This is a genomic window from Tateyamaria sp. syn59 (genome assembly GCF_007995245.1).
Taxonomy (GTDB): Bacteria; Pseudomonadota; Alphaproteobacteria; order Rhodobacterales; family Rhodobacteraceae; genus Tateyamaria.
This window is the reverse complement of sequence record NZ_VCBA01000016.1, coordinates 1-13,901: the sequence shown is the minus strand read 5'-3', so window position 1 is coordinate 13,901 and position 13,901 is coordinate 1. Positions and strand designations below refer to the sequence as shown.

Genomic DNA, 13,901 nt, shown 5'->3' with positions numbered 1-13,901 from the left:
CTTGCACCTCCAATTTTGTATCCGCTTGTATACAATTTTGAACGTGGGTCAATTCCCTTCCCAGATATGCGTTGGAATGAACACATGCCCGGCGGCCAATTTGCGGGCCGTGCGGACCAGTCCGGCGGAGTTGATCGTGATCCCGTTGCCGGTCAGGTCGTAGTCGACCAGCACGTCGATCTGGCCCGATGCGTGTTCGAGTGTGATTGTTGCCGGGCGTTCGTTCGGCGTGGGCGCGTCCGCCACGGTGCCGGGGGTCAGCACGCATGAGGCCAGGCATTGTGCGCCGGTGACCGCCATCGTGGGATGCGTTTTCCATGGCATGAAATAGCGTGTCGCGATGGTGCCGCCGTCGCGGGCCGGGGCGACGATGCCGAATTTCGGCGTGACCGACTTTGACACGTCGCCCATGCCCATGAGTTTTCCGGCTTTCAGGCGTATCGTTTCCATCCGCGTGAAGAACTCGGTGTTGTCGTCCAGTGCGGCGGCGCTTTCGTATCCGGTCAGCCCGAAGTCGGAAGCGCGGGCGATGACCATGGGCATGGCGACGTCCATGCAGGTGACGGGGATGCCGTCGATTGTGTCGACCAGGTTGCCGGTGGGCAGGAAGGCTCCGGTCGCGCCGCCAACGGTGTCCATGAATTGCAGCGCCACGGGTGCGGCTGTGTGCGGGACGCCGTCGATTTGCGCGTTGCCTGCGTAGGCGACGCGTCGGTCCGGGGTTTGGACGGTGGCGCTGACCCGGGCGCCGGTGTTGACGGCGCGGATGTTGATTTGGGTTTCGTCCTCTTGCGCTGGGATTAGGCCCATTTCGATGGCGGCAGGGCCGACGCCGGAGAGGATGTTGCCACAGGTGGGTTTGAAATCGACCAGGCAGTCTTCGACGCTGACCTGGGCGAAGAAGTAGTCGATGTCGGCCCAGTCGTTTTCGGACTGCGAGAGCATGGCGACCTTGGTCGTGACCGCCGCACCGCCGCCGATGCCGTCGATGTTGAGCGCGTGGCCGGAGCCGAGCATGGCGATCAGGACCTTAGCCAATGTGTCGAGGTCTTCGGGCAGGTCGGCGCGGTTCAGGTAGGGCCCGCGCGAGGTGCCGCCGCGCATGAAGAGGTATGGGATCGCTGTCTGGGTCATGTCAGCGGCCAGGGTAGGTCGGCGTAGCTTTGCAGCAGGCCGGGCGGGAAGTCGCGGTTCAGGAGGCCCGCCATCACGCACATGAAGGCGATGCCCGCGGCGGTGTAGCCGGCGGCCATGGCCGTGCTGAGCCCTGCGCGGAGTTTGAGGAAGGCGAAGAGGAAGAGGGCGAGGGCGAGGATGAAGCCGACGAATGACGTCAGGATCAGGAGGGCGGCAAACCACGCGAGGGTGGGCCAGAGGCCGTGGGTGGCGGCGGCGTCATCCCCTTCCCGCTCGCGGTCGGCGAAGATTGTGTCGGTCTCGGGTTTCAGCATCATGCGGATGATCAGGACCGCGCAGCCCACGAGGCAAACGCCCGCGACGAACATGGGGAAGGTGCGGTCGCGGCTGAAGCTTGGGATCGAAGAGGCGTCGTAGAAGGCGTAAGCGACGTAGGCGGTGATCGCGACCAGGAACAGGAAGGGCGCGCGTTTTGATCCGGACTGAACGTCGCCCTCGGCCATGATGTTTTTCGATTGGCGCAGGCCGATGACCACCGACAGGACGGTGATGATGATCAGCACGATGACGATGGGGGAGAAGATGTAGTCGAGCCCTTCTTCAAAGCCGCGGCGGAAGCGGGATTGGGCGATTTGCAGGGCCTGGTTGGCGTATGTTTCGGCGGGATTGCTGAGCACGAAGCCGATGAGGAAGGCGGGCCGCGACCAGTCAAAGCGGCGCATCAGGATGCCCAGGAAGCCGATGGCGAAGAGGGCCACGAGGTCCATCAGGTTCTGTCCGGACTGGAAGGCCGCGAAGCTGATGATCATGAACAGGAACGGGGCGAGGAGCGCGAAGCGGATCGTTGTCAGCTTGGCGATCCCACCGGAGGCCGCGATGCAGATGATGGTGCCCACGACGTTTGCCAACGCGAGGAGCCATACGATGGAGTATGTGATGTCGAGGTTGTTTTTCAGCATCGCCGGGCCGACCTCGATCTGGCCGGAACCCAACAGTGCGATGGCGCCGATGAAGATCGCCATGGAACCTGAGCCGGGGATGCCGAACATCAGGGTGGGGACCAGTCCGCCGCCTTCCTTGGCGTTGTTCGAGCTTTCGGGGCCGATCACGCCGCGCACTTCGCCTTTGCCGAAGTTCGACTTGTCCTTGGTGGATTGGACCGAGTGGCCGTAGGCGATCCAGTCGACGACCGATCCGCCGAGGCCGGGGATCACGCCGACGACGACCCCGATGATCGAGCAGCGGACCGACAGCCAGATATTGGCGAACCAGTCGCGCACCCCGTCGAGCCAGCCGCCGCCGAGCGATTGTTCCTTGGCGATCGCGCGGTCCTGACGGAGCAGCGAGATGATTTCCGGGATGGCGAAGATGCCCAAGCCCACGATCACCAGCTTCAGCCCGTCGGTCAGGTAGGGGTAGTTGTAAGACGACATGCGTAGGTCGCCTGATGAGGCCCCTTCGCCGATGGTGCCAATCAGCATGCCGAGGCCTGCGGCGACCAGCCCCTTGATGGCAACCCGGCCAGCGAGGATGCCGACCATGGACAGGCCGAAGATCGTAATCATCAGGAGTTCCGGCGTGCGGAATTCGAGCACGATGGGCCGGGCGATCAGGATGAAGATCGTGAGGAAGCTGGCGCCGACGAGGCCGCCGAAGAGCGACGAGGCGAAGGCTGCGGACAAAGCGCGCGCCGCCTTGCCCTTTTGCGCCATGGGAAAGCCGTCAAGCACCGTCGCCTGGGATGCGGAGGAGCCGGGGATGCCCATGAGGACGGAGGCGAACGTGTCTGATGTGGGCACCACGGCGACCATGCCGATCATCAGCGCCAGACCGAGGATCGGGTCCATACCGAACATGAAGGGCAGGAGCAGTGACAGCCCCGCAATGCCCCCAAGGCCGGGAAAGACGCCGATGCACAGGCCCATGACGACGCCAAGCACCAGATAGCCCAGCACGATGGGTTGCAGGATCAGGACCCACGCTTGCCCAAGCGCAGGAAGGGCTGTTGCCAGAATGTCCATGAGATGCCTCTGCCTTACCGGGTAAAGCGCCCTGTCCCCGCGGGGACAGGACAGTCAGACAGCAAAGTCTTAGTTCAACGTCACGCCGTAGCGTTCTTCGAGCCAGCCAGTGACGAAGTCCTTGGCCTCTTGCGGGACGTTGGTGCCGCTTTCGAGTGCGGCTTGCGCCTCTGCCCCGGTCATTTGCGGGTACTTGCCCAGACGTTTCGACGAGATGTCGGCAAAGTCGGCGCGGGCTTGGACCGCTTCGAACGCCGCCGTGTAGGTCGCGATGGCGTCCGCTGATGCGCCGTTGGGCAGGAACACCATCTTCTGCGCTGGGAAGCCCGCGATGAAGAAGGCTTTCCATGCGTCCCATTGCGTGCCGGAGGTTTCGCAGCCGTCGGTCGCATCGCACACCTCTTTGAACGTCGGCATGTCGGGGAAGGTCGGGTCGCGGACGATGTTGCCATCCGCGTCCAGCGCGCCCCAGCTCATCATCGGAACGGCGGTGCCAGCCTCGACCAGTGGTGTCACGCCCGACAGGAAGCCGGAGGAGGTCTGGTAGTCGATATTTGCCTCGCCTCGTTCGAACATCAGGCGGCCATCGCCACGGCCCTTGATGCCGAAGACAGGCTCGACGTTCAGGCCGAGCATTTCCCACGCCAGAAGTGGCACAAGATCGAGGCGTGTGGCGCCCTGAGAGCCATAGATGAAGTCCTCTTCCTGAAGGCCCGAGGCATCGAGCCCGTCCATCTTGGCCGCCATGTCCGGCGGCAGGTAGGCGACACCGCCCGTGCCGGATGCCAGAACGACGTTCCAGTCCGCGTAATTGTACTTGACCCGTGGGTCGTCCAGCAGGAACGGGAATTGGGTCGAGCCGGACGAGCCGAAGATGAGCGTGCCTTCGCTGTCTGCGTACTCTTGTTCCTGGAAGAAGTTGGCGCCTTTGGTGGAGCCTGCGCCGGGCATGAACTTGACCACGACCGTGGGCTGGCCGGGCAGTGCTTCGCTGAGTAGGGGCGCGTAGAAGTTGGCCCATTTGGCCGAGCCGCCGGTTTCCGAGAACGGGATGATCCATTCAACGGTCTTGCCTTCGAGATCAATGCCGTGGCCGCCTGCGTTGGCCTGCGCCGCGAAAGTCGCGGCTGCCGCAGCCACGAGGCTGCAGGCCACACGACGTGTGGTTTTGATATTGGACATGTGTTCCTCCCTTATGTGCTGGTCGTCCCCTCCCCGGGCCGACCGAAGCCATGTGACCGGGCTGTCCGTGCCTGGTTGATGTGTACAAGTTGACCTGCGAACCTTGCGCGAAACTTGCAGACCGGGAAATTCATGCGGATCACGTTGGTGGAAGACAATGTCGGGTTGGCAAAAGGCATCGCCTACCGGTTGGAGGATGCGGGTCACGCGGTGGATATTCTGCATGACGGCACCGACGCGGCGGAGTTCCTGCGGACCGACACGTCGGATATGATCATCCTCGACATCAATCTGCCGGGGACGGACGGGCTGCGTATCCTGTCGGAGTTGCGGGAGCGGGGAGATCAGCGTCCGGTCGTGTTGCTGACCGCACGGGCCGCGACGGAGGACCGTGTGCTGGGACTGGATGCCGGGGCAGATGACTACCTGATCAAGCCGTTCGAGATGGCCGAGCTTGAGGCGCGTGTGCGTGCGCTGGCCCGGCGGCGCGCGGTGCCGCAGCGCCGGGTGCGGCAGGTGGGGCGGCTGGCCTTTGATCCCGATGCGCGCCAGCTTCTGGATGGGGACACGCCCGTTGAGTTGCCGCGCCGCGAGCTTGCGGTGTTCGAGTGTCTGCTGGATGCGGGCGAGCGGTTGGTGACCAAGTCGGCGCTGCTGGACTATGCCTATGGTGTTGGTGCGGATGTCGAGGAGCAGGTGATCGAGGTTTATATCTCGCGCATCCGGTCGCGCCTGAAGCCCTATGGCATCGGGATCAAGGCGCAGCGGGGTCTGGGCTATCAGTTGCGCGTGAGCGAGGCGCCATGAAGACCCGATCGCTGCGCACGCGCCTGATCATCATCATCCTGACGCCGCTCTTGCTGATTGCTGTTGGCTTGGCGGTTCTCGAGTTTCGCGGCACGACCGAGCGGGCGGGCGAGATCTTTGATCGCGGGTTGTTGTCGGCGGCGTTGGCCATTTCGCGGGATGTGGCCTTGTCCGGGGGCGACGCGCTGTCACCCGACACGAGGCGGTTGATCAGTGACACCTCCGGGGGCGAGCTGTTCTACCACGTTTTTGCACCCGATGGCGTGTTCGTAACCGGATACGCGACGCCGCCGCGCCCGCCCTCTGCCGTACCCATCACCGAAGCGGAGCCGCTTTTTTACGATGCCACCTATCAGGGTCGGGACGTGCGCGCGTTGCGGTTTCAGGATGCGGCGACGCTGGACGGGATTACTGGCATTTTTACAATTTCGGTCTGGCAGGATATGGGCGTCCGCGCATCGTTCGTGACCGCTGTGGTGTCGCGTACGATTGCTGTCCTTTTGTTGCTGGTGCTGTCGGTTGCGTTGATCGTGTGGTTTGGCGTGCGCTTGGGGCTGCGGCCCCTGCTGGAGTTGGAGGACGCTATTGCGCGGCGTACGCCCAGCGATCTTACTCCGATCCGCCGCGCGGTGCCGACCGAAGCGCAGGGCGTTGTGGCCACGCTGAATGCGCTGCTGGACCGTGTGGCGCGGCGGATCAGTTCCAAGGACGAGTTCATCTCGAACGCCGCGCATCAGTTGCGCAACCCGATTGCCGGGGTGCTTGCGCTGGCCGAGGCGGTCGAGAGTGCCCCGACGCAGGAGGCGTCGAAGGCGCGCAGCGGAGAGTTGGTGGCAGCGGCGCGTGAGGCCACGCATCTGACCAACCAGCTTTTGTCTTTTGAGCGGGCGAGCGGGTCGGATACGGCGCAGTCTTTGCAGCTTGTTGACCTTGGTGCGCTATGCCAGTCCGTGGTTGCCCGGTTTCGGGGCGGAGCGTCGGTGGAAGTTGCGCATATTCAGGTAAGCTTTGATCCGCCCGCTGATGAGGTGCAGGTGCGTGGTGATGATCTGATGTTGCAAGAGGCGCTGTTGAACCTGCTGACGAACGCGGTTGCACATGGTGGCCCGGACTTGACGCGCATCGTGTTGCGTTTGATTGCCCATGGCGACATTGCGCGGCTGGAGGTGGAGGATGATGGCATCGGTATCGCGCCCGAGGACCGTCCCCTTGCCGTGGCCCGCTTCAGCCAGCCCAAGGCCGGACCGGGCACGGGCCTTGGGTTGCCCATTGCGGCCCGTGTGATGGAGAACCATGGTGGGCGTTTGACCATTGCAGAACGGGCGCGGGGGGCCTGTATTGTTCTGGAATTGCCGCTTGCTGCTGATTGACTGTGCCTATTGCGGCGCGCTGATCGGTTTGAACCCCCGGCCCAGAGGCCGCCATGCCAGCGCCGTAAGCGCTGTGGCACCCAGAGCCGCAAGGACGAAAGGCGTGATCAGGGCGAGATCGCGGGTCACCGCACCTTCGGACCAGCGCACGATGAGACCGGACAGGAGAAGCCCGATGGGCATCATGCCCCAGGCCAGCAGCCGGTAGATGCTGTTGACCCGGCCCAAGAGCGCGTCGGGGATGGAGCGTTGGCGGTAGGAGACCGACACTGTGTTCCAGATGAGGCCGGTGAATTCGAACATCGCCAGCACCAGTGCCAGCACGTAGCCGTTCGGGGCAAAGGGCATGATGGCAAAGGCTACGGCGGAGGCGAGTGTCATCCATTGGGCGGCGGCGTTCTGGCCCATCATTTTGACCACGCGCGCGGCGACGATGCCACCCGCGATGCCCCCGACCGCTCCGGCAGCGAGGATCAGGCCGTAGCCCTGTGCCCCGATCCCGAGGTTTTCCTGTACGTGCAGGATCAACGCGATCACGACCATTTGGTGCAGCAGGTTCCAGATGCCGGTGATCACCGCCAGCACCATCAGGAACGGGTGCCCGCGCAGAAAGCGCCAGCCTTCGGCAAGATCGCTGCGCCATGACCCTTGTGACGTCCGTGTCGGCTTGAAAGGCCCGCTGAGCGACAGGACCAGCAGTGCGGCGAGTGCGAACATGGCGGCGTTCAGGGCGAAGGGGGTCCAGATCACGGCGGCAATCAGGAACGCGCCGAGGGCTGGGCCGAGCAGGGAGTTTCCGACCAGTTCGACGCTCCACAACTGCCCATTGGCCTGTTCGAGCTGCGCGTGGGGGACGAGCGCTGGGAGGATTGTCTGGGCGGCGTTGTCGCGAAACACCTCTGCCGTGCCCACGAACAAGGCGCAGGACAGAAGCGCGTAGAAGAGCATCGGGTTGGCGGTGCCTGTGTCCGGCGCGGGCGTGAGTGGCATCGACATCCACACGCATAGGCCCGCCGCGGCAAATGCGGCGGCGCGCAGGACATCCATTCCGAGGATCAGAAGTCGCCGGTCCACGCGGTCCGTCACCACGCCCGCAGGCAGCGCAAAGAGGAACCACGGCAGCCGCAGGGCGATGGGCATGAGCGCAATCAGCACGGGATCACGGGTCAGAAGGGATGCGATCCAGGCCCAGACCACGACGGCGATGCCGTCGGCCAGATTGGTCATGCCACTTGCTGCGATGAAACGGGGAAGGAGGGAGCGGTCTGCCATTGGGTCTTTCGTGTCAGAGTTTTTCACGGCGTAAGAGGTCAAGTCCACTTGAGGTCAAGGAATAATTCCGACCTGTGTCTCTGGTCACTGCGAAACGATGAAGATAGCGTCGCCGGGCAAGCTTAGGATTGGTTTCCCCATGTCTCCCAACACGATTGGTGCGCTTTTGATGATGGCGTCGATGGCGTCGTTCACGCTGAATGATACGCTGATCAAGATGACGGATGGGGCGGTTCCGCTGATGCAGCTTCTGGTCATTCGCGGGGTGATCTCGTCCGTTCTGATCGTGGTGATGGCGCGCTGGCTGGGCGCCATTCACTTTCGCATCGCGCGGCGCGACTGGGGTCTGACTGCCGTCCGGTCGGGGGCCGAGGTGGGAGCGGCGTACTTCTTTATCACAGCGCTGTTGAACATGCCGCTCGCCAATGTGACGGCCATTCTGCAGGTGCTGCCACTGACCGTGGCCGTGGGGGCTGCGCTGTTCCTACGCGAGCCGTTGGGCTGGCGGCGGATGTCGGCCATTCTGATCGGGTTCATGGGTATGTTGCTGATCGTGCGACCGGGGGCGGAGGGGTTTTCGGTCTGGTCCGTCTATGCGTTGATCGCGGTGGCTTGCGTAACCGTGCGCGATCTGGCGACGCGGCGGCTGTCGGAGGAGGTGCCGTCGATGACCGTGACCCTTGTTGCGGCGCTGACGGTGACGCTGTTTGCTGGCGTCAGCGGGGCCGGTTCCGAATGGGTGCCCATTGATTTGCGCTTAGCCGTGCTGATCGGTGGCGCGTCCGTCTTTATCATCGGCGGTTACTTCTTTTCCGTGCAGGTGATGCGCGTGGGCGAGATCAGTTTTATCGCGCCCTTCCGCTATACCGGGTTGATCTGGGCGCTGGTGTTGGGGTGGCTGGTCTTTGGCGACTGGCCTTCGTCGCTGACGCTCCTCGGGGCTGCCATTGTCGTGGCGACGGGGCTCTTTACGCTTTATCGCGAGCGGCAGGTGTCAGGGGGCTGAGAAGACCTGTTTCACTGCGTCCACGTCCACGGCGAAGCGGTTGCGGAAGAGCCGCACCTGCTTGGGTGTCAGTGGCTCGACCGGCCAGTCCTTCACCTTTTTCTTGCGGCTGTCGTTGTAGCCGTTGTGGGTGCGGACGAACATGTCGCGGTCTGAGTAGGTCACGCAGGGCATGAATTGCGGGATGCGTTCGTGCATGAAGTTGTGGATCGTCATGGCGCAGTCGCCCTGGATGTGCATGCCTAGCGCGGAGACATAGAAGGCGCGGTAAATCTGGGTGGCCGAAATCCCCTTTGCGCCCACTTCGGCGATGTACCCCTGGTTCCAGTCTAGCCCGACGGTCTTGTGCTTCTTAGTCAGGGGGCGGGCATCCTTGGCCGCTTCGCGCAGCTTTTCGATGAAGTCCACGGCGCAGGCGTCGTCGTCATCGTGGCGAAACTGGATGCAGGGTTTGGACGGGTCGCGGCGGGCGTTGTTCAGAAGCGCCTTGGACATCTCGCGGCTGGGGGCAGGGGGCTCGGCGATGATCTGGATCTGTTTTATGCCGGCGGTCAGGTCGTGCAGGCGGTCGCGATGTTCCTTTGGGAACTGGTCACCGATCAGGATCAGCAGGTCAAAATCCTCGTCCGTCTGCGCGCGCAGACAGGGCAGGGCCATGGTTTCGAGCAGGCGAAACCGTTCTTCGATCCGGTCATGGGCCCAGAGGTAATCCATGCGTTCTTCGATGGTTTCGTGACCAACCTGAAAGCCCCCGATGGCGGGATAGGAAAAGCGGCAGAGTCCGATGATCTGCATTTTGTGCCTTCTGTTTGCTCAGTCTACGGCGCGACGCTGGCGTTCGACCGCGACCTTGTCATAGCTGCGGCCCATGCGCACCTCGTCAAAGAGCACAACTTGAGTGGGCATGGGGCCGCGGTGCTGGCTGACGAAGGAGCGGTAGATTCCGTATTTGAAGTAGTAGGCTTCGGGCGCGTAGTTCTGGTTGTAGGCGTGTGCGGCCACTCGTGTTCCGTTTTTATAGACCTCCAGTGATCCCGGCGCGGACTTCGTGTTCAGACGTACCACGAAGTCGGTCCACTTGCCCCGCAGTTCCCGGATGCTGGCAAGGTTGTAGTCCTTGATGTCGTTGCGCACGTTGTCGAACGGACCTGACAGAACGTGCACGCGCAAGAAGTATCGGTCACCCAGCATCTCCATTTGGAACACACCTGGTTCAGAGGGGAAGCCACCAGTAAAACCTGTCGGGCCGCCCTTCATCTTCACCTGACCCACTGTGGTTCGCACTCGAGAAGAGGTTTTGAAGTCTGGCGGAAGATAGATCGAAAACGCGATCCATTGGTCCGTGCCCGCGCGCCAATCCTTCTTGACATTTAATTCCGAGCGTTCCCGGTCGTTGTCACAATCGCTCCAACCGTCGTCCCACCCGCAATCGCCGGCGCGTACTTCAAAGCGCTGGGCGCGTTTGCCCATACGGGTGTTCCCTTTGATCTTTGCAAATCCGTGGTCAGTCGTGTTGTATTTCATGCTGCGTTCGACGGGCAGGCGCTGGGCGTCGGCAGGCTGGGGGAAGATGAAGGTGATAAGGGCCAAACACAGCGCGGCCAAAAGACTTAAGCTTCTCATTTTTCGTCCAATTTCCTGATCCGACAAGCTGTAGCGGCGACCCGATGCCTCTGTCCAGCAAAAGGGCGCGATCCAAGCCTTTGGAAATAAGCGACATGGCCATATGATCATGGGGCAGGGCCTGTTGACACCCTAAGAGACTCGCCATATACGCCCGCTATCTCGGCAAGGGGTCAGTCCCGGCACCGAAATCAAAACTTAAGTGGACACGATCCGGCCCCTGCATTGGCCCGATCCTCTGGAAACCCACCGCGTCGCCCCGTCCACCGGAGCGATTGCGGTTTTTGCGCTGTTGTGGACGCACAGCAAGCGATGAGATTGAAACCGCGGGGCAGTCCCGCACGACATATGTTGATGAGACGGGGAAAGAACCTGCAATGCCAACGATCCAACAGCTGATCCGCAAGCCGCGGCAGCCTAAAGTAAAACGCTCGAAGTCGCTTCACCTTGAGGGCAATCCTCAGAAGCGCGGCGTGTGCACACGCGTGTACACCACCACACCAAAGAAGCCGAACTCGGCCATGCGTAAGGTTGCCAAGGTGCGCCTGACGAACGGGTTTGAGGTCATCAGCTACATCCCCGGCGAGAGCCACAACCTGCAAGAGCACTCGGTTGTGTTGATCCGCGGCGGCCGTGTCAAAGACCTTCCTGGTGTGCGCTACCACATCCTGCGCGGTGTTCTGGATACCCAGGGCGTCAAAGATCGTAAGCAACGCCGTTCGAAATACGGCGCCAAGCGCCCCAAATAAGGAGAGCAGCAGATGTCACGTCGTCACGCCGCCGAGAAACGCGAAGTCCTGCCCGACGCCAAGTATGGCGATAAGGTTTTGACCAAGTTCATGAACAACCTGATGCTGGACGGTAAGAAATCGACCGCCGAACGCATCGTCTACAACGCGCTGGACCGTGTTGAAGGCAAGATCAAGCGCGCACCCGTGGAAGTGTTCCACGAAGCGCTGGACAACATCAAACCGTCCGTGGAAGTGCGCTCGCGCCGCGTCGGTGGTGCCACCTACCAGGTGCCGGTTGAAGTGCGTCCCGAGCGCCGCGAAGCGCTTGCAATCCGCTGGTTGATCACTGCCAGCCGCGGCCGCAACGAAAACACAATGGAAGAACGCCTCGCCGGTGAACTGCTCGACGCCGTACAGTCGCGCGGTACTGCCGTGAAGAAGCGTGAAGACACGCACAAGATGGCCGACGCCAACAAAGCGTTCAGCCATTACCGTTGGTAATCCAGACACCCTGAGGAAGCAGCCCCATGGCACGCGAATATCCGCTCGACCGCTACCGCAACTTCGGCATCATGGCTCACATCGATGCTGGCAAGACCACATGTTCGGAACGCATCCTGTACTATACAGGCAAGTCCCACAACATCGGTGAGGTGCACGATGGTGCGGCCACCATGGACTGGATGGAGCAGGAGCAGGAACGCGGCATCACCATCACCTCGGCTGCGACCACCACCTTCTGGGAGCGCACCGAGGACGGTCAGACCGCTGACACGCCCAAGCACCGCCTGAACATCATCGACACGCCCGGCCACGTGGACTTCACCATTGAGGTTGAGCGCTCGCTGGCGGTTCTTGACGGTGCTGTGTGCGTTCTAGACGCCAATGCCGGTGTTGAGCCGCAGACCGAAACCGTGTGGCGTCAGGCTGACCGCTACAAGGTGCCGCGCATGGTCTTTGTCAACAAGATGGACAAGATCGGCGCCGACTTCTTCAACTGCGTCCGCATGATCGAAGACCGCACCGGCGCCCGTGCCGTTCCCGTCGGTATCCCGATCGGTGCAGAGACCGAGCTGGAAGGCCTGGTTGATCTGGTCACCATGGAAGAGTGGCTGTGGCAGGGCGAAGACCTGGGTGCATCCTGGATCAAGGCCCCCATCCGCGCCGAGCTGCAGGACATGGCCGCAGAATGGCGCGAGAAGATGATCGAAGCCGCCGTCGAGCAAGACGACGACGCGATGGAAGCCTACCTCGAAGGCAACGAACCCGACGTTCCCACCCTGCGTAAATTGCTGCGCAAGGGCACTTTGGCGCTGGACTTCGTTCCGGTTCTGGGCGGCTCGGCCTTCAAGAACAAGGGTGTGCAGCCGCTGCTCAATGCTGTGATCGACTATCTGCCTAGCCCGCTGGACGTGGTTGACTACATGGGCTTTGCCCCCGGTGACGAAACAGAAGAGCGTAACATCGCCCGCCGCGCGGACGACGACATGGCGTTCTCGGGTCTCGCGTTCAAAATCATGAACGACCCCTTCGTGGGCTCGCTGACCTTCACCCGCATCTACTCGGGCGTCCTGAACAAGGGCGGCTCGATGCTGAACTCGACCAAGGGCAAGAAAGAGCGCGTTGGTCGGATGATGATGATGCACTCGAACAACCGCGAGGAAATCGAGGAAGCGTTTGCAGGCGACATCATCGCGCTGGCGGGTCTGAAAGACACCACCACCGGTGACACGCTGTGCTCGGAAAAAGAGCCGGTCGTTCTGGAAACGATGACCTTCCCCGATCCGGTGATCGAGATCGCGGTTGAGCCCAAAACCAAGGGCGACCAGGAGAAGATGAGCCAGGGTCTGGCGCGTCTGGCGGCAGAAGACCCGTCCTTCCGTGTGGAAACTGACCTGGAATCCGGTCAGACCATCATGAAGGGCATGGGCGAACTGCACCTCGACATCCTGGTTGACCGCCTGAAGCGTGAGTTCAAGGTCGAAGCCAACATCGGTGCCCCGCAGGTGGCCTACCGCGAGACCATCGGTCACGAGGTCGAGCACACCTACACCCACAAGAAACAGTCGGGTGGTTCGGGTCAGTTCGCCGAGGTGAAGATGATCATCTCGCCGACAGAAGCGGGCGAAGGCTACTCCTTCGAGAGCCGCATCGTCGGTGGCGCCGTGCCCAAGGAATACATCCCGGGCGTCGAAAAGGGCATCCAGTCGGTCATGGACTCCGGTCCGCTGGCGGGCTTCCCTGTGATCGACTTCAAGGTGGCACTGATCGACGGTAAATTCCACGATGTGGACTCCAGCGTTCTGGCCTTTGAAATCGCAGCCCGCATGGGCATGCGCGAAGGCATGAAGAAAGCGGGCGCCAAGCTTCTGGAACCGATCATGAAGGTCGAGGTCATCACGCCTGAAGAATACACCGGTGGCATCATCGGTGACCTGACATCGCGTCGGGGTCAGGTGTCGGGCCAGGAAAACCGCGGCAACGCCATCGCCATCGACGCAATGGTGCCGCTGGCCAACATGTTCGGCTACATCAACACCCTGCGTTCGATGAGCTCGGGCCGCGCCCAGTTCACCATGCAGTTCGATCACTACGATCCGGTGCCGCAGAACATCAGCGACGAGATCCAGGCGAAATACGCTTAATAAGGTCGGGTTTCCCGACCACTGGGAAGGCGGGGTGAACCCCGCCCTACCACCCACCGTAGGGCGGGGTTCACCCCGCCACCCTTGAGACAGAGAAGGAGCTTTGC

General features: G+C 62.2%; 12 protein-coding genes. 6 read left to right on the top strand and 6 right to left on the bottom strand.

Annotated features, from left to right (window positions below; genetic code table 11):
* Positions 1-48: 48 nt before the first annotated feature.
* The 3 genes from FD715_RS19860 to FD715_RS19850 form a co-directional block, all read right to left on the bottom strand.
* Positions 49-1,134, bottom strand: coding sequence for a 4-oxalomesaconate tautomerase (locus FD715_RS19860; RefSeq protein ID WP_147114158.1), 1,086 nt, complete (start codon positions 1,132-1,134; stop codon positions 49-51).
* Positions 1,131-3,158: a tripartite tricarboxylate transporter permease gene (locus tag FD715_RS19855; protein WP_147114156.1), complete on the bottom strand. Its 2,028-nt coding sequence runs from the start codon at positions 3,156-3,158 to the stop codon at positions 1,131-1,133. Before FD715_RS19855 ends, FD715_RS19860 begins: the two co-directional genes overlap by 4 nt.
* Before the next feature lie 69 nt (positions 3,159-3,227).
* Positions 3,228-4,313 carry a tricarboxylate transporter gene (locus FD715_RS19850; RefSeq protein ID WP_370455429.1) on the bottom strand — a complete coding sequence of 362 codons (1,086 nt, stop codon included), beginning with the start codon at positions 4,311-4,313 and terminating at the stop codon, positions 3,228-3,230.
* 159 nt (positions 4,314-4,472) lie between these two features.
* Between FD715_RS19850 and FD715_RS19845 the strand changes: the two genes are divergently transcribed.
* Both FD715_RS19845 and FD715_RS19840 read left to right on the top strand, forming a co-directional pair.
* Positions 4,473-5,147: a response regulator transcription factor gene (locus tag FD715_RS19845; protein WP_147114150.1), complete on the top strand. Its 675-nt coding sequence runs from the start codon at positions 4,473-4,475 to the stop codon at positions 5,145-5,147.
* On the top strand, positions 5,144-6,517 hold the full coding sequence (locus tag FD715_RS19840) for a sensor histidine kinase (RefSeq protein WP_147114147.1): 1,374 nt from the start codon (positions 5,144-5,146) through the stop codon (positions 6,515-6,517). The genes FD715_RS19845 and FD715_RS19840 overlap by 4 nt, the downstream gene beginning before the upstream one ends.
* Positions 6,518-6,523: 6 nt before the next feature.
* On the opposite strand, the gene FD715_RS19835 is transcribed toward FD715_RS19840, so the two are convergent.
* Positions 6,524-7,789, bottom strand: coding sequence for an MFS transporter (locus FD715_RS19835; RefSeq protein WP_147114144.1), 1,266 nt, complete (start codon positions 7,787-7,789; stop codon positions 6,524-6,526).
* A gap of 139 nt (positions 7,790-7,928) precedes the next feature.
* Here FD715_RS19835 and FD715_RS19830 point away from each other — a divergent pair, with 139 nt between their 5' ends.
* Entirely contained in the window at positions 7,929-8,795 is an 867-nt protein-coding gene (locus tag FD715_RS19830) for a DMT family transporter (protein ID WP_189799566.1), read from the top strand.
* Here the strand turns inward: FD715_RS19830 and FD715_RS19825 are convergent.
* Positions 8,784-9,590 (bottom strand): putative rhamnosyl transferase, encoded by an 807-nt coding sequence (locus FD715_RS19825; protein ID WP_189799565.1) that lies wholly within the window; start codon positions 9,588-9,590, stop codon positions 8,784-8,786. The two genes, FD715_RS19830 and FD715_RS19825, sit on opposite strands and share 12 nt — an antisense overlap.
* Before the next feature lie 18 nt (positions 9,591-9,608).
* Entirely contained in the window at positions 9,609-10,418 is an 810-nt protein-coding gene (locus FD715_RS19820; protein ID WP_189799564.1) for a heparin lyase I family protein, read from the bottom strand.
* A 377-nt stretch (positions 10,419-10,795) separates the two neighbouring features.
* Here FD715_RS19820 and rpsL point away from each other — a divergent pair, with 377 nt between their 5' ends.
* From rpsL to fusA, 3 genes are read left to right on the top strand one after another with little or no spacing between them, the layout of a single operon-like run.
* Entirely contained in the window at positions 10,796-11,167 is a 372-nt protein-coding gene (gene rpsL / locus FD715_RS19815) for a 30S ribosomal protein S12 (RefSeq protein WP_024809820.1), read from the top strand.
* 12 nt (positions 11,168-11,179) lie between these two features.
* On the top strand, positions 11,180-11,650 hold the full coding sequence (gene rpsG, locus FD715_RS19810) for a 30S ribosomal protein S7 (protein WP_039689754.1): 471 nt from the start codon (positions 11,180-11,182) through the stop codon (positions 11,648-11,650).
* Positions 11,651-11,676: 26 nt separating this feature from the next.
* Entirely contained in the window at positions 11,677-13,794 is a 2,118-nt protein-coding gene (gene fusA / locus FD715_RS19805) for an elongation factor G (protein ID WP_147114138.1), read from the top strand.
* Positions 13,795-13,901 lie beyond the last annotated feature (107 nt).

Excerpts from the sequence above, each read along its gene's own strand:
- rpsG (WP_039689754.1), top strand. The coding sequence starts at position 11,180 with ATGTCACGTCGTCACGCCGCCGAGAAACGCGAAGTCCTGCCCGACGCC.
- FD715_RS19860 (WP_147114158.1), bottom strand. The coding sequence starts at position 1,134 with ATGACCCAGACAGCGATCCCATACCTCTTCATGCGCGGCGGCACCTCG.
- FD715_RS19845 (WP_147114150.1), top strand. The coding sequence starts at position 4,473 with ATGCGGATCACGTTGGTGGAAGACAATGTCGGGTTGGCAAAAGGCATC.
- FD715_RS19820 (WP_189799564.1), bottom strand. The coding sequence starts at position 10,418 with ATGAGAAGCTTAAGTCTTTTGGCCGCGCTGTGTTTGGCCCTTATCACC.
- FD715_RS19830 (WP_189799566.1), top strand. The coding sequence starts at position 7,929 with ATGTCTCCCAACACGATTGGTGCGCTTTTGATGATGGCGTCGATGGCG.
- rpsL (WP_024809820.1), top strand. The coding sequence starts at position 10,796 with ATGCCAACGATCCAACAGCTGATCCGCAAGCCGCGGCAGCCTAAAGTA.
- FD715_RS19835 (WP_147114144.1), bottom strand. The coding sequence starts at position 7,789 with ATGGCAGACCGCTCCCTCCTTCCCCGTTTCATCGCAGCAAGTGGCATG.
- FD715_RS19825 (WP_189799565.1), bottom strand. The coding sequence starts at position 9,590 with ATGCAGATCATCGGACTCTGCCGCTTTTCCTATCCCGCCATCGGGGGC.
- FD715_RS19855 (WP_147114156.1), bottom strand. The coding sequence starts at position 3,158 with ATGGACATTCTGGCAACAGCCCTTCCTGCGCTTGGGCAAGCGTGGGTC.
- fusA (WP_147114138.1), top strand. The coding sequence starts at position 11,677 with ATGGCACGCGAATATCCGCTCGACCGCTACCGCAACTTCGGCATCATG.
- FD715_RS19840 (WP_147114147.1), top strand. The coding sequence starts at position 5,144 with ATGAAGACCCGATCGCTGCGCACGCGCCTGATCATCATCATCCTGACG.